The following is a 19,214-nucleotide window of genomic DNA, read 5'->3' on the forward strand; positions in this document are numbered from 1 at the left end:
GCGTTACGGCGTCCAGTCCAGCACCGTCACCGGCGACGGCGGCACAAAAGCCTGTCCTTCGCCATCAACTTGTTGAACATTCTGGACAAATAAACTGAGGATGCCGCTGCGGCGCCACAACTCGGTATCGTAGCTCGGCTCCCACGCGCCGACCGAGGTTGGCGTGAGATCGCGCAGCTGCCACACGCCGCCGGCGACGTCGTGCGCCTGCGCCACCGACACCTTGCCTCCGCGTTCCTCGTCGCGGAACACCAGCAGCGCGCCGGCCGCGCCCACCATGATCTGCGGGCGCGCGATCGGAATCCGTTTGGTGCCCTGCCCTCCCAGCGAGAACGGCGTTTTGCGGAAGTCCAGCGCCCGTACCCGCCACGCCGCTCCGGTGTGATAGATGACGTGATACTGCGGCACGGTGGAACCGGCATCGCGCCAGTAGCTGGCGATGTAAGGCCGGCCTTCGCTGTCGGCCGCCATCGAGGTCTGGTTGATCAACTCACTGTTCCGCGGGATGCGCAGCGCGTATTCCGCGCTGGCGGCGTTGATCGGCAGCGCGTACGGCGTGCCGTCCGAACGCTCCCACGTCACGCCGCCATCGCGCGAGCGCGCGTACGCCATGTCATGGTTGCTGGCCACGTCCGGCGACTCGCGCCACACCCACGACACGTGCAGCGTGCCGCGCTGGTCGAGGAAAGCCTGCCAGTAGGCGTTGCGCTTGCCCTCGCCGCTAATCAGGTTGGTGTGCAGCCGCGTCCAGCGCTGGGTGGCCACGTCGTAGCGGTTGATGATGAGATCACCGCGTCCCGATCCGCCCAGGCGATAAAAGAACAGCAGGTTGCCGTTGGGGAGCCGGTGGAACTCGGGATACGATACCTCGTTTTCATCGGTGCCGGTCATGGCCTGTTTGGGGCCCAACTCCAGCGATCCCGGCGCCACGCCGCGCGCGTAGCGCAGCGGATTGTTGTGATGGTCCCACGAGACGTGCAGATAGCCCGCGCCATCCACCATGATGCTGATGCTGTTGTGCGCATCGGCCGCGTTGCCCTGCCAGGCGGTGCGCCGCGTGGTCCATTGCGTGCCACCCAGCGTGCGCTTGCCCAGCACGAGATAGCGCTCGGCGTCGTAGTAGGCCACGTACTGCGTGTCGCCATGCGTCACCAGCGAATTCTTGCGGAACACCACCGCGTTGACCGAATTATTGGCCCAGCCCTCGCCCACCACCGAAGACACCGGCTCCGCCGCCGCCGCGTGCAGCGATGCGGCAGCGATGGCCGCGATGAATAAACGTTTAATCATGCGCTCCATGCTACGCAAAGCCAGGATGCGCAGCCAATACATTTTGCGCAACCAACCATATGCAAAAAGCATAGCGTAGATCAATACCAACATAGTTTCCATGCGGCAAAGTATGCGATAATTCCTGCCGCATTACCGGCGCCCTAAAATATTGTCGCTATGACCACGCAACACGACCATACTCCTTATCTTGATCAGCTGAACGACGATCCGCATACCTTCTGGGAATCGCGCATCAAGGCCAGCCGCTGGATGATCGCCAAGACCTTCGCGCTCGGCGTGGTGGCGGCCGGGCTGGGTGTACTGGGCCAGGGCTGGCTGGAACAGGGCGCGCCGCTGCTGCCCATCATCAGCCAGAACTACGGCATCTGGCAGACCGTGTACATCCTGGCGCTGCTGGTGATCTTCCTGCTGTGGGCCGCGGCCTTGCGGCAGAAATTCGGCCTGCTCCACAACAGCAAGCAGGGGCTGACCACGCAGCACCGCATCGACGAACAGAACGCGCGCCGCGAAGAGCGCGCTCGCGCCATCCGCGAGCGCCGCGAGCAGCTGCGCGAAGAACGCGCGGAGCACACCATTTACCACAAGGCCGGCGGCCGCAGCAAAAAGTTCGATTACTAAGCCCGTCATTCCGGCGCAGGCCGGAATCCATAGAACGCATGAGCTGTGTTAGCGCAAGCGTTCCATGGGTTCCGGCCTGCGCCGGAACGACAATCACTCGTAGCGCAGGCAATCGACCGGCAGCAGGCGTGATGCGCGCCGCGCCGGGTAAAAGCCAAAGAACACCCCCACCAAGCTGGAAAAGCCGCACGCCACAATCACCGCGCGCAAGGTGATGATCACGTCGAACTTGCCGGTCGCCGTAATCGCCGCCGCCGCGCCGCTGGCCAGCAGGATGCCGAACACGCCGCCGACAAAACAGATCACCACCGCCTCGGTCAAAAACTGCAGCAGCACGTCGCGCGGCTTGGCGCCGATCGCCATGCGGATGCCGATTTCGCGCGTGCGCTCGGTCACCGACACCAGCATGATGTTCATGATGCCAATCCCACCCACCACCAGCGAGATCGCGCCGATCAGGCCTAGCAGCAGCGCGATGCCGGCGCTGATCTTCTGCGCAGTCTCCGCGAACGACGCCAGGTTATCGATGCGGAAGTCGTCCGGCTGGTCGATCTTGATGTGGTGGCGGTCGCGCAGCGTCTCGTTGATGTCCTGGATCGCATCCTGCAGGTTGCCGCCGGATTTACCCTGCGCCACCACGTAGTGCACATTGCCGGGGAACTGCACCTTCACCAGGTTGGCCGCGGCGGCCGTAATCGGCACGATCACATACTCGCTCAAATCGCCGCCATCGACCTGCTTGCCCTCGCCGTAAAGCACGCCCACCACCTGGAACGCCACGTTTTCGATGCGGATGAATTTGCCCAGCGGGTCCTGCTTGTAGAAGAACTGGTCCGCGATCTTGCGGCCGATGACCACCATGCGCGCCGACGCCCGCACGTCGGCGTCGCTGAAGGCGCTGCCCTTGTCGACCTTCCAGCCACGGATCTTGAACATGGCCGGCGTCACGCCGTGCACGGTCTTCGATGCGTTCTCGTTGCCGACCGCCAGATTGAAGCCGCCCTGCAGCACCGGCGCCGCGCCAGCCAGCGACGGCAGTTCGTTGAGCGCCGCCGCGTCGCGTATGGTCAGCGCCGGCTGCGCGCCGTTGCGCAGGCGCTGCTGCTGCGCGCGGTCGCCGCCCGGGGAGATGAACAGCATATTGGTGCCCAGCTGTTCCAGCTCCTTGGCGATGAAGCGCTTCATGCTGTCGCCCACCGCCAGCAGCAGCACCACCGAGGTGATGCCGATGATGATGCCCAACATGGTCAGCAAGGTGCGCAGCCGGTTCGCCAGCATGGAGCGGAACGACTCGACGATGATCTGTAAAAAGTTCATACCGTTTATACCGTTGTGGCGTTCATCTGATGCAGCCCCTCGGCGGCCGGGCCGTCGTACAACACGCGGCCATCCTTGAGCCGCACCAGCCGCTTACTGTAGGCGGCGATGTCCGGCTCGTGCGTCACCAGCAGGATGGTGATGCCGCGCTCCTCGTTCAGCTGTTGGAAGGAGCGCATGATCTCCACGCTGGTTTGCGTATCGAGGTTGCCGGTCGGTTCGTCGGCCAGGATCAGCGGCGGATCACCAACCAGCGCGCGCGCGATCGCCACGCGCTGCTGCTGGCCGCCGGACAGCTGGTTGGGCGTGCGTTTGGCCATGTCCTTGAGCCCCACGCGCTCCAGCTCCAGCAGGGCTTTGGCGTGCGCCCTGGCGCGCGACACGCCGGCATAGATCAGCGGCAGCGCCACGTTCTCCGCCACGCTCATGCGCTTGATCAGGTTAAAGCTCTGGAACACGAAGCCGATGGTGCGGTTGCGGATGTTCGCCAGCTCGTTGCGCGACAGCGTGAGCGTGTCCACGCCGTTGAGGAAGTAGCTGCCGCCGGTGGCCTGATCGAGACAGCCGAGGATATTCATCAGCGTCGATTTGCCGGAACCGGATTGGCCCATCACCGCCAGGAAGTCTCCGCGCGGCACCGCCAGGTCGACGCCGAACAGGACCTGCGTCTCCACGCTGCCGGAGAAGTAGCTCTTGGTGACTTGCCGGATGTCGATCAACAGGCCGCTCACAGGCCGCCCTCTTTCTCGTTGCCGATGGCGCGCGTAATCACCTGATCGCCCTTCTTCAAATCGCCGCCGACGATTTCGGTGTAGCGGAAGTTGGACAGGCCGATCTTCACCTCCTGCGCCTTCGGCTGATTATGCGCATCCAGCGTGTAGACGCGGAACAGGCGCGCCAGGTCGGCCTTGCTGCGGAAACCCGCATCGTCATCCTGCGCGGCGACGGCGGCCGTGGCGCTCGCGCTGGCCGACGCCGAAGCGGAAGCCTTGGCGGCGGCAAGCTTCTTCTGCTTTTCGATTTCCTCATCGCTCAGGCGGAAGCGCAGCGCGGCGGTGGGAATGCGCAGCACGTTCTGGCGATTGCCGACCAGCAGACGCACCTGCGCCGTCATGCCCGGCTTGAGCAGCTCGTCCTGATTGTCCACGTCCAGCACCACGTTATACGTCACCACGTTCTGCACCACGTTGGCGGCCAGGCGGAACTGACGCATGCGCGCGCTGAATTCCTTGTCCGGATAGGCATCGACCACGAAGCGCGCCTCCTGCCCTTCCTTGAGCGAGCCCACGTCCGCCTCCGACACGCTGGTGTCGATCTGCATCTTGGTGAGGTCGCGCGCGATCTGGAACAGCTGCGGCGTGGTGAACGACGCCGCCACCGTCTGCCCCAGATCCACGGTGCGCTTGATGATCACGCCATCGATCGGCGCGCGGATCACCGAGTTGTTGAGGTCCGCCTGCGCGCGCGCCAGCTGCGCTTCCGCCAGCTGGATATTGGCCTGCGCCACATCCACCTCGCGCTTGGACTGGTCCAGCGCCAGCGGCGAGATGAAGCTCTGCGTCACCAACGTCTGATTGCGCGAGTGCGTGGCCTGCGCCAGCCGCAGCGAGGCGCGCGCCGACGCCAGTTGCGCCTCGGCCTGGCGGATCTGCGCGTTGAAGATGGTCGGGTCCAGTTTCAGCAGCACCTGCCCCTTGGTCACATGGTCGTTGAAGTCCGCCTTCAACTCGCTCACCGTGCCGGACACCTGCGAGCCGATGTTGATCAGGGCGACCGGATTGATGGTGCCGGTGGCCGTCACCGACTGCGTGATATTGCCCGTATCGACAGGCGCGGTGCGGAAACGTGGCGCTTCCACCACAGGGGTCTTGCTTTTGGAATAGAACGCGGCGGCGCCGCCGAAGATCACCAGCAAACCGACGGCCAGCGCGAGCTTCTTTTTGGTCAGGAAAGCCATTGTTTTCAATATGTTCCGTAGGGGGACCCGGCGACGTGCGGATCAGCCCGGCAAGTATCAAACAGATTTGCATTTAAAGCAACTCGCCAGTTATCTACCTCTTCCGGGTCACCCCTATCTACCCGCGTGGTGGGATATGCAAAATTGCAATTCGGCTTTGCAGGAATCTCCGTTCTCAAGAGGGAGAATCATCCCTAAGATGGCCTCTCCAAACCACGGAGGACAGCATGACAGAAACCCTCGCCATCAAGGTCGCCGACGGTAGTTTCAACTGCTACGTAGCGCGTCCACGCAATGTCGCCAGCGCGCCAGTGATCGTGGTGCTGCAGGAGATCTTCGGCGTCAACGCCGGCATCCGCGGCATCGCCGACGATTACGCCACCAAAGGTTATATCGCCGTCGCACCGGACCTGTTCTGGCGCGCCGATCCGGGCCTCGACATGTCCGAGGCCGAGCCGGGCGACTGGGCGCGCGGCTTCGCGCTGTACAGCGCCTATGACTTCGATGGTGGCGTGGGCGACATCGCCGCCACCGTGGCCGCCGCGCGGACGCTGCACGGCGCCTCGGGCAAGGTCGGCGTCACCGGCTACTGCCTTGGTGGTTTGATGACCTACCTGACCGCCGCGCGCGCCGACGCCGATGCCTTCGTGTCCTACTACGGCGGCGGCACCGAGAAGTATGCCGGCGAAGCGCGCAACGTCAGCAAGCCGCTGCTGTATCACCTGGCCGGAGAGGACGAATACATCGGCAAGGAGGCGCAAGCCATCATTGGCGCCGCCTTCAAAGCCAATTCGAATATCGAGCTGCATAGCTACCCCGATTGCAACCACGCCTTCGCGCGCCCGGGCGGCAATCACTACGACACCGCTGCCGCCACGCTGGCCAACGCGCGCACCGACGCATTCTTCAAACAACACCTTTCTTAAACCTGGGAGAACATCATGACCGACCAAATCAACCCATCCCGCCGCAATGCCATGGTTGGCAGCGCGGTCGCCGCAGCCGCCACCGCGTTGGCAGCGGTCGGCACCGAAGCCGTTGCGGCGCCAGCGGGCAAAGTGACCAAGACCGTCGCCACCATCACCACCCGCGACGGCGTGGACATCTACTACAAGGACTGGGGCCCGCGCAACGGCCAGCCGGTGATCCTGAGCCACGGCTGGCCACTGAGCTCGGACAGCTGGGAATCGGCGGCGTTCTTCCTGGCCAATAACGGCTTCCGCGTCATCACTCACGACCGCCGTGGCCACGGCCGTTCGAGCCAGCCCTGGGACGGCAACGACATGGACCACTACGCCGACGACCTGGCGCAGCTGATCGAGGCGCTGGACCTGAAGAACATCATCCTGGCCGGCTTCTCGACCGGCGGCGGCGAGGTGGCGCGCTACGTCGGCCGCCACGGCACCAAGCGCATCGCCAAGCTGGGCCTGATCTCGGCCGTGCCGCCGCTGATGGTGAAGACCGACACCAACCCGGACGGCCTGCCGATCGAAGTGTTCGATGGCATCCGCAAGGGCCAGATCGCCGACCGCGGCCAGCTGTACCTCGACATCGCCTCCGGCCCGTTCTACAACTACAACCGTCCGGGCGCCAAGCCGTCGCAAGGCATCATCCAGGCGTGGTACGCGCAGGGCATGCAAGGTGGTTTCAAAAACACCTACGACTCGATCAAGGCCTTCTCGGAAACCGACTTCCGCGACGACCTGAAAAAGTTCGACAAGCCGACCCTGATCATCCACGGCGACGACGACCAGATCGTGCCGATCAAGGCGGCCGGCATCGCCTCGGCCAAGATTGTGAAGAACGCAAAGTTGATCGTGTACCCAGGCGCGCCGCATGGCCTCACTGATACACATAAAGATAAATTCAATAACGATTTCCTCGCTTTCGCCAAGTCGTAAATCGTAAAAGCCAAAAACCGCCTCCGGGCGGTTTTTTTATGTGCTATGGTTTCCTTCATCATGATGGAAATCTTCTCCCCGCCGGACAATCCCGCCCTGCTTCAATACGGCACCTACTCGCCGTGGCTGGTGATCCTCTCGATCCTGGTTGCCATCTTCTCATCGTGGATGGGATTGCAAGTGGCGAGCCAGGCACGCCTGGCCAACACGCGCGGACTGCGTGCAGCCATGCTAGCCACTGGCAGCATGGCGCTGGGCAGCGGCGTGTGGTCGATGCACTTCATCGGCATGCTGGCTTTCAATCTGTGCACCGACGTCGATTACGATCACGGCCTGACCTTGTTATCCGGCCTGCCCAGCCTCGCCGCGTCCTACGTGGCGCTGACCTTCATCAGCCGCCGCCGCATGACCGCGGGTTCGCTGCTCACTGGCGGTGTGCTGGTCGGCGCGGGCATCGGCGCCATGCACTACACCGGCATGGCGGCGATGCAGATGGCGCTCGACCTGCGCTACGACCCGTTCATGTTCGGCCTCTCGATCGTGGTGGCCGTGGTGCTGGCCACGCTGGCCCTGTGGATACGCTTCGGCCTGCGCACGCTCAAGCTGCCGCGCTTTGTGCTGGGCGGGATCAGCGCCACCATCATGGGTTGCGCCATCGCCGGCATGCACTACACCGGCATGGCGGCGGCACGCTTCGTCGGCACGCTGCCGCTGGACGCAACGCCGGAACAGAACTCCACCTTCCTGGCGCTGGCGATCACGCTGATCACGGTCGCCTTCACCGTGTTCGTCATGGCCGCCAACGGCATGCTGCGCTACCGCGAGATGTACCGCCAGCAGGCCGAAAGCGAAGCCTGGATGCGCGCCCTGCTGACCACCACCGTCGATGGCGTGATCACGGTGGACCGGGCGGGCGTGATCCATGAATTCAACGCGTCGGCGGAACGCATCTTCGGCTGGCGCCGCGACGAGATCCTCGGCCGCAACGTGCGCGTGCTGATGGCCGACCCGGAACGCTCGGAGCGCGACGGCCTGCTGAACTACCTGAGCACCGGCGACGCCTCCGTCATCAGCCGGGGCAGCGAGGTGGTGGCCGTGCGCAAGGACGGCAGCCATGTGCCGATCCGGCGCGCGTTGGGCCACGCCAAGCTGGCGCAACGCGACCTGTTTGTGCTGTTCATTACCGACATCAGCGAGCGCCGCGCCATCATGCAGGCGCTGCGCGACAGCGAACAGCAATTCCGTTCGCTGATCGGCAACATCCCCGGCATCTCCTTCCGCAGCAGCATGGCGTTTGACGCGCCGCCGACCTTCATCAGCGACGGCATCGAACGGCTGGCGGGCTATCCGGCCAGCGATTTCGTCGGCGCCAACCGCAAGCGCACGCTGGCCTCCCTGATCTGCGAGGAGGACCGCGAGCGCGTGGCGGCCGAGATCTCGCGCGCCATCGCGGAGCTGACGGCGTATCAGGTCGAGTATTGCCTGATCCATGCCGACGGCAGCCTGCGTTTCATGTGGGAGCACGGCGCGGTCACCCAGGACGAAAGCAACCCCGCGATCCGCTGGATCGACGGTGTGATCTTCGACATCAGCGAGCGGCGCGAGATGGAGCGGCAGCTGCGCGCCGCCAAGGAAACGGCGGAACAGGCGGCGGCCGCACGCGCCAGCTTCGTGGCCAACATGAGCCATGAGATCCGCACGCCGATGAATGCCATCCTCGGCTTCACCGACGTGCTGCTCGATACCGACCTGAATGACGACCAGCGGCGCCACCTCGACACCGTGCGCAAGGAAGGCCGTTCGCTGCTACGCCTGCTGAACGAGATCCTCGACACCGCCAAGCTGGATAAGGGCGCGGTGGAACTGGAGCTGGACGACTACAGCCTGCTCGGCCTGATCGACGAGCTGGCGTCCACCTTCGGCAGCAACGCCCGCGGCAAGGGGCTGGGCATCGACATCATCTACGACCCGGCGCTGCCGGCGTGGCTGCACGGCGATGAGCTGCGCATGCGCCAGATCCTCGGCAACCTGCTGGACAACGCCATCAAGTTCACCTCTGCCGGCAAGGTGAGCCTGCGCGCCTGCGAGCGGCAGGGGCAGTTGCACATCGCGGTGCAGGACACCGGCATCGGCATCGCACCGGAGCGCATCAACGCCATCTTCGATCCATTCACGCAGGCCGACGCCTCGATGACGCGCCGCTTCGGCGGCACCGGCCTGGGCACCACCATCAGCCGCCAGCTGGTGGCGCTCATGGGCGGCAAGATCTGGGCCGAGAGCACACCGGGCGCGGGCACCACCTTCCACGTGCTGCTGCCGCTGGAACCCGCGCGCAACGGCGAGGCGCAGGCGAGCGAGCGCAGCGACTATCCGCTGCCGCCGCTGCACATCCTGGCGGCCGACGACGTGCCGCAGAACCTGGAGCTGCTGTCGCTGCTGCTGGCCAAGCGCGGCCACACGATGGACAAGGCGCAGGATGGCGCGCAGGCGGTGCGGATGACGGCCGAGCGGCGGTATGACGTGGTGCTGATGGACATGCAGATGCCGGTGATGGACGGCCTGGCCGCCACCCGCGCGATACGCGAGCGTGAGCGCGCGGCGCCGCACGGCGCGCCGCCGCTGCCCATCGTGGCGATGACGGCCAGCGTGCTGGCGGCGCACCGCGAGGCCAGTGTGGCGGCCGGAATGAACGGTTTCGCCTCCAAGCCGGTGGACTGGCATGCGCTGTCGCACGAGATCGCGAAGGTGCTCAAGCTGGCGCCCGTGCCGACCGCGCCGCCGCCGGCGGAAGCGCCGCGCCACCGCGTGCTGAATCAGAAGGCCGGCCTGCAGCGCTGGGCCGACGACGACGGCGCCTACCATCAGGCGCTGCACCGCTTCGTCGCCGATTACGGCACGGCGGCGGCCACGCTGGCCAAGCTGCTGTCCAACGCCAGCGCCGCACGGCTGGCGGAAGCACAGGCCTGGTGCCACAAGGTGCGCGGCGTGGCGGCCAACGCCGGCCTCGAACAATTGGCGGCGACGCTGGCGCAGATCGAGAAGCTATGCGGCTCGCCGCAGCGTAACGGCGACGCGGCGGATAACGGCGCGGCTGGCGGCGGTGCGCTGGGCGGCATCCCGATCTCGCTGCAGACCGAACTCGCGCAGGCGCAGCGCACCCTGGCCACGCAGCTGGATGCGGCGCTGAGCGCCATCCACGCGCTGGCGACGCCGCGCGGCCCAGGTGCGCGGCAGGACGAACCGCCGTCCGCCGCCTTCGATCCGGCAGCCGCGCGCCAGGAATCCGCTGCTCTGCTACCATTCCTCCAGCGCGGCGCATTGAACGACGCCGCCCTGGCCGCGCTGGCCGCCGCCCTCACCGGCGCCCCGCCCGCGCTCACGCGGCAACTGGGCGCCGTGCAAGACGCATTGAATGATTTCGACTTCCCGCAGGCCCAGGCCGCGCTGGAAGCGTTGTTGGCCAGCCTGGCCACGGAGTACCCATGACAAGCACGCATCAGCCACACCAGCCGCAGATTCTCGTCGTCGACGACGAGGCCAGCAACCTGCAGCTGCTGCGCCACATCCTGCAGGACCAATACCGCCTGCTGTTCGCCAAGGACGGTCCGCGCGCGCTGGAACTGGCGCGCAGCGAACATCCGCAACTGATCCTGCTGGACGTGATGATGCCGGGCATGACCGGTTACGAAACCTGCAAGCAGCTCAAGGCCGATCCGGCCACCGCCGGCATTCCGGTCATCTTCGTCACCGCCCTGAGCGACACCGACGATGAGCTGGTGGGCTTTGAGGCCGGCGCGGTGGACTACATCACCAAGCCGGTCAGCCCGCCCATCGTGCGCGCGCGCGTGCGCAACCACCTGTCGCTGGTGGGCGTGGATGAGCTGAAAAAAACCCGCCTGGAGATCGTCCAGCGCCTCGGCCTCGCCGCCGAGTACAAGGACAACGAAACCGGCCTGCACGTGATCCGCATGAGCCACTATGCGCGCATCCTCGGACTGGCGCTGGGCATGAGCGAGGCCGAGGCCGACGACCTGCTGCACGCCGCGCCGATGCACGACGTCGGCAAGATCGGCATCCCGGACAGCATCCTGCGCAAGCCCGGCGCGCTCGATGCCGACGAATGGAAAGTCATGCAGTCGCACGCCGCCATCGGCGGCGACATCATCGGCAAGCACCCGGGCGGCATGCTGGCCATGGCCTACGACGTCGCCGTCACCCACCACGAAAAGTGGGACGGCAGCGGCTACCCGAACGGCCTGAAAGGCGAGGAGATTCCGCTGGCCGGCCGCATCGTCGCCATCGCCGACGTGTTTGACGCGCTCACCTCCGCCCGCCCCTACAAGCAGGCGTGGCCGCTGGAGAAGGCCGTCGCGCACATGGAGGCCCAGCGCGACAGGCATTTCGAAGGCCGGCTGGTCGACCTTTTCTTTGAACAGATGCCCGCGCTGCTTGAGGTCAAGGAGCGCTGGGCAGAGCATTAGTTCAGGCGTTCGCCGCGTCCCGCCAGGCGCGCCATCACGCCCACCGCGTGATCGATCTGCGCCCGGGTGTGGCCGGCGTTCATCATGAAGCGCAGGCGCGCCTGTCCCACCGGCGCGGCCGGGAACTGGATCGAGTCCACGTGCACGCCCTCGGCGCGCAACGCCATCGCGTGGCGCTGACACAGCTCCGCGTCGCCGATCAGCACCGGCAAAATCGGCGTGGCGGTCGAGATGATGGTGTAACCCAGCGGCGCCATGCGCTCGATGAAGTAGCGCTGGTTGTCCCATAGGCGCTGGCGGCGCTGCGGCTCCTCTTCCAGGATGTCCAGCGCGGCCAGCAGCGCGGCCGCCTGGTCCGGCGGCGGCGGGCAGGTGAAGCCGTAGGCGGAGCTGGTCAGGCGGATCACGTCCGCCACGTCCTTCTCCACCGCCACGAAGCCGCCGATGGCGCCCAGCGCCTTGCTCAAGGTCCCCATCTGCATGATGTTGGCGCTGTAGCAGTTGAAGTGCTCCGAGGTGCCGCCGCCGTGTGCGCCCAGGATGCCGGTGGCGTGCGCGTCGTCGACGTACAGCAGCGCGCCGTAACGCTCGGCCAGCGCCACCAGTTCCGGCAGCGGCGCGATCGTGCCCTCCATGCTGAACACGCCGTCGCTGACGATGATCGGCGTGGTGCCGTCGACGGCGCCGGCGCGCAGCAGCGATTCAAGATGGTCCATGTCGCAATGGCGGTAGTTGTAGCGCAGCGCGCCCGACATCTGGATACCCTCGCGGATCGAGATATGATTGAACTCGTCCGAGTAGTAGGCGTACTTGTGGCGCTTGCGCGAGCGGAAACCATGCAGGCGCGCCAGCGTGGCCGCCTTGACGATCGACGACAACACGCCGATGTTGGTCATGTAGCCGGTCACGAACAACACCGCATCGCTCTTGTGTTTCAGGGCGCCGAGGCGGCGTTCCAGCTCGCGGTACACCTCCAGGTCGCCGCCCAGCAGGCGCGATTCGCAATTGCCCACGCCATAGCGGTCCAGCCCCTGCTTGGCCGCCGCCACCAGGCGCGGATGGTTGGCCAGCGCGAGGTAGTTGTTGGTGCTGAAGGACACCACCGTTTCGCCGCCGGTGACAAAGGTGGGATCGGGCAGCGTGCTGTGCACCGACGAGTCGTGATGGATGGGATGATGCTGAAGCCAGCTGGCGATGTCGCTTAAGTCGTGCATGATGTGGGAGGCCGGATACGATCAGTCCATCATAGGGCTGGGCGGCTTACCACAAGCTTGCGGTCACATTACCAATTGGTTAGCTAGCCCGCCGCCAGCGGCAGCACGATGCGCGCGACCAGTCCCGGCGCGCCATCCTCCAGCACCAGCTTGCCGTCGTGCGAGGTGGCGGTGGCGCTGACGATGGACAGGCCCAGTCCATTGCCCGGCATGTGGCGGCTCTTGTCGAGGCGATAGAAGCGCTGCGTCACCTTGTCGCGCTCCTCCGCCGGGATGCCGGGACCGTTGTCGTGTACCGAGATCGAGGCGTCGCCGAGATGCAGGCCGGCGCGCACGTGGATGGCGGCGCCGGGCCCGGCGTACTTGATGGCGTTGTCCAGCAGGCTGGCGACGGCGCTGGCCAGCAGGTTGCGGTCGCCGTCCACGTACAGCGAATCCGGCGCGTCCACGGTCAGCTGGATGCCGCTGTCCTCGGCGATGGCCTCGTACATCTCGCCGATGTCGGCCACCACGCGCCCCAGGTCCAGCCGCTCGAACAGGCGGCCGCGCATGCCCGATTCGGCCTCCGCGATCTGCAGCAGGCGCTCGAACAGCCGTATCAGGTCGTCGATATCGTCGATGGCGTCGTGCGCGGCGCCGGACAGGCGCGGCACCGTCATCTCGTGGCGCAGCGCGTCGTCCAGCCGGCCGCGAATCCGGCTCAGCGGCGTGCGCAGGTCGTGGGCGATGGCGTTGGAGACGTGGCGTATGCCCTCCATCAGCAGCTCGATGCGGTCCAGCATGCGGTTGATGTCGCGGTTGAGCAGCGCGAATTCGTCGTTGCCGGTGACGGGGATGCGCGGACTCAGGTCGCCGGCCTCGATCTGCGCGGCCGTGCGGCGGATCTCGCCCAGGCGCGCCTCGATGCTGCGGCGGAACAGCAGCGCGCCGGCGACGGTCAGCATCAGCGACACGCAGGCGCCGGCCAGCAGCGCGCGCCAGATCACCTCGCGCACCGCCTCCTCCTCGCTCAGGTCGCGCCCGACGATCAGCGTGCCGCCCTGGACCAACGGTCGCAGGTACAGCCGCGCCGGCGCGCTGCGGCCATTGCGCAGCACCTTGGAGGTGACCATGTCCGGCGCCTCGGCCACGCTGGGCCAGGAGGCGAGGTTGCCAGCCAGCGGCGAGCCGTCGGTGTCGAGGATTTGAAAGATCTCGCGGTCGCTGTCGACGCCGTCGCTCAGCAGGCGGGTTACGGCGCTCTGCAGGTTGCCGCCGCCGGCGTTGTCCAGCAGGCGCTCGGTCTGCGCCATGATCTTGCCATCGATGTTCTGGTCGATCACGCCGATGGTACCGCTGTAGAACACCAGCGATACCGCCACGATGGAGGCGATCCCCAGCAGGCCGTAGCCCAGCACCAGCTTGGCGGCGATCGAGGTGCGGAGCTTAAACACCCGCCATCTCCGCCTCGTCCGGCGGCGTCACGCCCATGCGGTAGCCAACGCCGCGCAGCGTGTGGATCAGCTGCACCGGGAAGTCCTTGTCGACCTTGGCGCGCAGGCGCGAGATCTGCACGTCGATCACATTGGTCTGCGGATCGAAGTGATAGTCCCACACCGACTCCAGCAGCATGGTGCGGGTCACCACCTGGTTCTCATTGCGCATCAGGTATTCCAGCAGGCGGTATTCGCGCGGCTGCAGCGTGATGACCTTGTTGCCGCGCGTGACGCGCAGCGTGCGCAGGTCGAGCCGCAGGTCGGCCACCTGCAGCTGCGTGCTGTCGGCGCCGGGCGCGCTGCGGCGCAGCAGCGCCTCCACGCGCGCCAGCAGTTCGGAAAAGGCGAAAGGCTTGGAGAGATAGTCGTCGGCGCCGCCGCGCAGGCCGGTCACGCGGGCGTCGATGGTGGTCATGGCGCTGACGATGATGACCGGCGTCTGCTTGCCCAGCGCGCGCAGCTTGTCGACGATGGACAGGCCGTCGATGCGCCCCGGCAGCATGCGGTCGAGGATGATGATGTCCCACTCCTCGCTGCTGGCGTAATCCAGTCCGTCCGGGCCGGTGGCGGCGGCGGTGACCACATAGCCGGCCTCGCGCAAGCCCTTGCAGATGTAGTTGGAGGTTTCGGCTTCGTCTTCTATAACCAGGCAGCGCACGCGATTCTCCGCAATTCAGTGATGATCGCGTATTCTACCTTGGCCGGCCGGCCAGCTCGCGGTACAGCGCATGGTAGTTCTCGGCCATCTTTTCGGCGGTGAACAGTTGCCAGTAGCGCGCCTCGGCGCGGCGGCCCATCCCGGCCGCCAGTTCCGGGTTCTCCCACAGCGTGCGCATGGCGGCGCCCAGCGCGGCCGGATCGTCCGGCGGCACCACCAGGCCGGTGTCCTGGTCGATGTTGATGTAGGTGGTGCCGGTGCCGATCTCGCTGGAGATCATCGGCTTGCCGTACATGGCGCCCTCCAGCAGCGAGATGCCGAAAGCCTCCGAGCGCAGGTGCGACGGGAACACCATGGCGTAGCTCAGCTCCAGCAGCGCCGCCTTGTCCTCTTCCGACACCGCGCCGATGAACCGCACGTGGGTCAGGCCGAGGCGCCGCGCGTGCTCCTTCAACTCCTGCTCGATCGGGCCGGCGCCGACGATCACCACCGGGTAGTCGACATCGGCCATGGCGTCCAGCAGGATGTGCAGGCCCTTGTAGTAGCGCAGCACGCCGACGAACAGGAAGAAGCGTTCGCCAACCTCGGCGCGCCACTTGGCCTTCAATTCCTCGGACGGTACCGGATAAATCGACTTGTCCAAGCCGTAGGTGATGGTGCGGGTCTTGTGCGCGAAGCGCTTCAGCACCGGCGACGAGGCCAGATAGTTGGGTGAGGTCGCCACCACCGTGTCCACGCTGCGCAGGAAACGGCGCTTGAGCGGGGTGTACACGCGCAGCAGGTTCTTCTGGCGCACGATGTCCGAGTGATAGGTCACCACGCTCGGCTTCTTCACGCGCGCCATGAAATGGGCCAGGTCCATGAACGGCCACGGGAAATGGTAGTGGATCACGTCCGCATCGCGCGCCAGGCGCGCCAGCTGGCGGATCGCCGCGAACGAAAAGCCGGTCGACGCCACCTCGAAGTCGAGCGGCACGCGGTGCACCACGTGGCCGTCGATCTCGATCCGCGACGGGCCGTTGCGGCTCAGCGTCAGCACTTCATTGGTCACGCCCAGGCGTCCCGTGCCCACGCACAGCTGGCGGATCACCTGCTCGATGCCGCCCCAGGTGTCGGGGTAATAGGTTTTGTAGAAATGGAGGACGCGCATAGCTTAAGACAGTACTTCCTGATAGACGGCGACAGTGCGGCGTGCCGCCTCGTTCCATGTGAGTTCCAGCGCGCGGCGATGGCCGGCGGCGATGCAGCGCGCGCGCGCGCCGTCGTCGCGCGCCAGCGTGGTCATGGCGGCGGTGATGTCGCCCACCGACAGCGGATCGAATTCCAGCGCCGCGCCGTTGGCCACCTCCGGCAGCGAGGTGGTGTTGGAACAGGCCACCGGCACGCCGCTGGCGAACGCCTCCACCAGCGGCAGGCCGAAACCTTCGTGCAGCGAGGGGAAGATGAAAGCGGCGGCGCCGGCGTAGATGTGGCGCAGGTGACGCTCGTCGGTCAACTGGTCCAGCCACACCACGTTCTCGCCGCGCTGCCGCGCATCCTTGATACGTTTCACCAGTTCCTCGCTGCGCCAGCCCGGCTGGCCGACGATCACCAGCTGGCGCGCCGAGCGCAGCACCGGTGGCAGCGCCAGGTAAGCCTCCAGCAGGCGCTCGACGTTCTTGCGCGGCTGCAGCGTGCCGACGAACAGGAAGTAGCCCTCGCGCAGACCGTGCAGGCCCAGCGTCACGTCGCGCTCATCCACCGACGGCTGCTCGAACCAGTGCGCGGCCACGCCATGGTGCACCACGCTGATCCTGTTTTCATCCACGCCAAAGCACTCCACCAGCTCGCGGATGGAGAAGCGCGAACCGGTGATCACATGCCGCGCCTTGCGCGCGGCCCTGACCTGCAGCCAGTTCTTCAGCTTGCGCATCTTCGGGCTGGCCCATTCGGGATGCGAAATCGGCAGCGCGTCGTGCAGCGTGGCCACCACGGGGCAGTCCATGCGCACGATGCGGTAATCGGTGGCGTGGAAGAGATCGAGCGGCGCCGCGCCCTTGCCCAGCGCAGCCTGAGTGCTCAGGTGCACGGACGACGGCAGGATCAAGTCGCCCAGCGTCGCCAGCGGGAACGACAGCGGCAGGCCGCGGCCCAGCCGCAGCTTGCGGGTATCGCCGTGCGGCGCGAACGACAGCGGCAATACCTCCACCCCGGCGTGCGGCAGGTGCTCCAGCAAGGCGCGGCTGTAGACGCCCAGGCCATCGAGGCGGCCGCCGGTCAGCACCGGTTCGGCCGTCGTCACCGACAGGCCGACGCGCAGGGCGGGCTGGGTGCTCACGCCGAATACATCCAGCGCAGCGTGTCGGCCAGCGGCACGATGTCCAGCGGGCCGGTGGCGGCCACCAGACGGCGATTGTCGCCCACCAGGCGCACCACCTCATTGGCGCGCACGAAGGCGGGATTGACGTGGACATTGATCTGGTAGCCGGCGATGTCGGCCATCATGTCCAGCGCCTCGCCCAGCGAGTAAGCGTGGCCGGAGCAGATATTGAAGGTGCCGCCCAGCGCGGCCGGCGCCGCCAGCAGCTTGCGGTAGCTGCGCGCCACCATGCGCACATCGGAAAAGTCGCGCCACACGTGCAGGTTGCCCAACTCGATATCGGCGGCCTTGCGGCGGAAGTGCGAGACGATTTTCGGCAGCAGGAAATTCTCGTGCTGGCCCACGCCGGTGTAGTTGAAAGGACGGACCATGATCAGCGGCAGCTTGTCCTGCCACAGGCGCGCCATGTACTCCATGGACAGCTTGCTGACTGCGTAATCGTTGGCCGGCGCCGCCGGCACGTCCTCGTGGATCACGCCGACGTCGGTATTGCCATAGATATTGGCGCTCGACGCCAGCAGCACGGCCGACGGCTTGCTCTCCAGCGCGGCCAGCGCCTCCAGCAGGTTGCGCGTGCCGGCCACGTTGACGCGGTAGATTTGTTCAACGTCGCCGTGGGCGACGAAGGCGATGGCGGCCAGGTGGGCCACCACGTCCGGCCGCACTTCCGCCACCACGGCGGCCAGGCCGGCGCGGTCGTTCAGATCGACCGCGTACTCGCCGGCGCCCGGCGCCTGGCCGGGCGTGATGGTGCCGAAGACTTCATAACCGGCCGCGCGCAGTTCCTGCGCGACGTACTGGCCGGTGAAGCCGGACAAACCGGTAATCAGGGCGCGCTTGCCCATGCCTTCAGCGGCCATCGCCACTCCTTAGAAAGAGAAGCCGGCTTTATTGCGGCGCAGGTCGGCCTCCACCATCATCTGGCACAGTTGTTCCAGCGTGGTCGATGGTTTCCAGCCCAGTTCCTTCGTCGCCTTGGCCGGGTCGCCGATCAGCAGCTCCACTTCCGCCGGGCGGTAGAACTTCGGATTCACGCGCACCAGCACCTTGCCGGTTTTCTTGCAGGTGCCGATTTCGTGGTCGGCCGCGCCGCTCCACTCCAGCGCCACGTCGACCGCCTTGAACGCCATCGACACGAAGTCGCGCACGGTCTCGGTGCGGTTGGTGGCCAGCACATAGGTGTCAGGCTGGTCGGCCTGCAGGATGCGCCACATGCCTTCCACGTACTCCTTGGCGTAACCCCAGTCGCGCTTGGCGTCCAGGTTGCCCAGCTCCAGCACGTCCAGCTTGCCGAGGTGGATCTTGGCGACCGAGTCGGTGATCTTGCGGGTGACGAACTCACGGCCGCGCAGTGGCGACTCGTGGTTGAACAGGATGCCGGAGGCGCCGAAGATGCCATACGACTCGCGATAGTTCACGGTCATCCAGTGGGCGTACAGCTTGGCCACGCCGTATGGGCTGCGTGGATAGAACGGGGTATCTTCCTTTTGCGGCACGGCCTGCACCTTGCCGAACATCTCCGAGGTCGAGGCCTGGTAGAAGCGGATCTTCGGGTTGACGATGCGGATCGCCTCCAGCAGGTTGACCGGGCCGACGCCGGTGATCTCGGCGGTGGTGACCGGCTGCTCGAAGGACACGCCGACAAAGCTTTGCGCGGCCAGGTTATAGACCTCGTCCGGCTGCACGGTTTGCATCAGGCGGATGCTGGAGCTCAGATCGGTCAGATCGTATTCCACCAGGTGCAGATTGGGGTGCGACTGGATGCCCAGCTCCTCGATGCGCCAGAAATTAACCGAGCTGGTACGGCGGTAGGTGCCGGTGACTTCATAACCTTTTTCCAGCAACAGTTCCGCCAGGTAAGCGCCATCTTGGCCGGTGATGCCCGTGACCAGGGCTTTTTTCATTTTCTGCATGGTGAATGACGATCAAATCGTGGGTAAT

16 protein-coding genes are annotated in these 19,214 nt (G+C 66.0%); 5 read left to right on the forward strand and 11 right to left on the reverse strand.

The genetic code is table 11. The features are described from left to right. Positions 1–3: 3 nt before the first annotated feature. Positions 4–1,290 (reverse strand): BNR repeat-containing protein, encoded by a 1,287-nt coding sequence (locus FHW83_RS07235; protein WP_229224073.1) that lies wholly within the window; start codon positions 1,288–1,290, stop codon positions 4–6. Positions 1,291–1,449: 159 nt separating this feature from the next. Between FHW83_RS07235 and FHW83_RS07240 the strand changes: the two genes are divergently transcribed. Next, complete coding sequence (locus tag FHW83_RS07240; protein WP_176645697.1) at positions 1,450–1,911, forward strand: hypothetical protein; 462 nt, start codon at positions 1,450–1,452, stop codon at positions 1,909–1,911. Between the two features lie 93 nt (positions 1,912–2,004). Here the strand turns inward: FHW83_RS07240 and FHW83_RS07245 are convergent, their stop codons facing one another. From FHW83_RS07245 to FHW83_RS07255, 3 genes are read right to left on the reverse strand one after another with little or no spacing between them, the layout of a single operon-like run. Beyond that, on the reverse strand, positions 2,005–3,228 hold the full coding sequence (locus FHW83_RS07245; RefSeq protein ID WP_229224074.1) for an ABC transporter permease: 1,224 nt from the start codon (positions 3,226–3,228) through the stop codon (positions 2,005–2,007). A gap of 5 nt (positions 3,229–3,233) precedes the next feature. Further along, positions 3,234–3,959: an ABC transporter ATP-binding protein gene (locus FHW83_RS07250; RefSeq protein ID WP_373997175.1), complete on the reverse strand. Its 726-nt coding sequence runs from the start codon at positions 3,957–3,959 to the stop codon at positions 3,234–3,236. Further along, positions 3,956–5,185 carry an efflux RND transporter periplasmic adaptor subunit gene (locus FHW83_RS07255; RefSeq protein WP_176645698.1) on the reverse strand — a complete coding sequence of 410 codons (1,230 nt, stop codon included), beginning with the start codon at positions 5,183–5,185 and terminating at the stop codon, positions 3,956–3,958. The genes FHW83_RS07250 and FHW83_RS07255 overlap by 4 nt, the downstream gene beginning before the upstream one ends. Positions 5,186–5,412: 227 nt before the next feature. On the opposite strand from FHW83_RS07255, the gene FHW83_RS07260 reads away from it, so the two are divergent. From FHW83_RS07260 to FHW83_RS07275, 4 genes are read left to right on the forward strand one after another with little or no spacing between them, the layout of a single operon-like run. Then, positions 5,413–6,111: a dienelactone hydrolase family protein gene (locus FHW83_RS07260; RefSeq protein ID WP_176645699.1), complete on the forward strand. Its 699-nt coding sequence runs from the start codon at positions 5,413–5,415 to the stop codon at positions 6,109–6,111. A gap of 15 nt (positions 6,112–6,126) precedes the next feature. Further along, positions 6,127–7,086, forward strand: a complete 960-nt coding sequence (locus FHW83_RS07265) for an alpha/beta fold hydrolase (protein WP_176645700.1) — start codon at positions 6,127–6,129, stop codon at positions 7,084–7,086. Between the two features lie 60 nt (positions 7,087–7,146). Then, positions 7,147–10,572 carry an MHYT domain-containing protein gene (locus tag FHW83_RS07270; protein ID WP_229224075.1) on the forward strand — a complete coding sequence of 1,142 codons (3,426 nt, stop codon included), beginning with the start codon at positions 7,147–7,149 and terminating at the stop codon, positions 10,570–10,572. Further along, a complete protein-coding gene (locus FHW83_RS07275; protein ID WP_176645702.1) occupies positions 10,569–11,567 on the forward strand; it encodes a two-component system response regulator in 999 nt (332 codons plus the stop codon). The genes FHW83_RS07270 and FHW83_RS07275 overlap by 4 nt, the downstream gene beginning before the upstream one ends. On the opposite strand, the gene FHW83_RS07280 is transcribed toward FHW83_RS07275, so the two are convergent. The 7 genes from FHW83_RS07280 to gmd all read right to left on the reverse strand — a co-directional run bounded on the left by FHW83_RS07280 (position 11,564) and on the right by gmd (position 19,186). Next, the gene (locus tag FHW83_RS07280; RefSeq protein ID WP_176645703.1) at positions 11,564–12,781 is read right to left on the reverse strand and encodes a pyridoxal phosphate-dependent aminotransferase family protein; all 1,218 of its coding nucleotides are present in this window, start codon (positions 12,779–12,781) and stop codon (positions 11,564–11,566) included. The genes FHW83_RS07275 and FHW83_RS07280 overlap by 4 nt on opposite strands. Positions 12,782–12,864: 83 nt before the next feature. After that, positions 12,865–14,214 (reverse strand): HAMP domain-containing sensor histidine kinase, encoded by a 1,350-nt coding sequence (locus FHW83_RS07285; protein WP_176645704.1) that lies wholly within the window; start codon positions 14,212–14,214, stop codon positions 12,865–12,867. After that, on the reverse strand, positions 14,207–14,914 hold the full coding sequence (locus FHW83_RS07290) for a response regulator transcription factor (protein ID WP_176645705.1): 708 nt from the start codon (positions 14,912–14,914) through the stop codon (positions 14,207–14,209). Before FHW83_RS07290 ends, FHW83_RS07285 begins: the two co-directional genes overlap by 8 nt. Positions 14,915–14,948: 34 nt before the next feature. Further along, positions 14,949–16,064 carry a glycosyltransferase family 4 protein gene (locus tag FHW83_RS07295; RefSeq protein ID WP_176645706.1) on the reverse strand — a complete coding sequence of 372 codons (1,116 nt, stop codon included), beginning with the start codon at positions 16,062–16,064 and terminating at the stop codon, positions 14,949–14,951. A 3-nt stretch (positions 16,065–16,067) separates the two neighbouring features. Beyond that, complete coding sequence (locus FHW83_RS07300) at positions 16,068–17,231, reverse strand: glycosyltransferase family 1 protein (RefSeq protein ID WP_176645707.1); 1,164 nt, start codon at positions 17,229–17,231, stop codon at positions 16,068–16,070. Beyond that, complete coding sequence (locus tag FHW83_RS07305) at positions 17,228–18,133, reverse strand: GDP-mannose 4,6-dehydratase (protein ID WP_176645708.1); 906 nt, start codon at positions 18,131–18,133, stop codon at positions 17,228–17,230. Before FHW83_RS07305 ends, FHW83_RS07300 begins: the two co-directional genes overlap by 4 nt. A gap of 9 nt (positions 18,134–18,142) precedes the next feature. Then, a complete protein-coding gene (gmd, locus tag FHW83_RS07310) occupies positions 18,143–19,186 on the reverse strand; it encodes a GDP-mannose 4,6-dehydratase (protein ID WP_218106207.1) in 1,044 nt (347 codons plus the stop codon). Between the last annotated feature and the right edge of the window lie 28 nt (positions 19,187–19,214).

Origin of the sequence: Duganella sp. SG902 (assembly GCF_013376005.1) — a bacterium.
Taxonomy (GTDB): Bacteria; Pseudomonadota; Gammaproteobacteria; order Burkholderiales; family Burkholderiaceae_D; genus Rugamonas.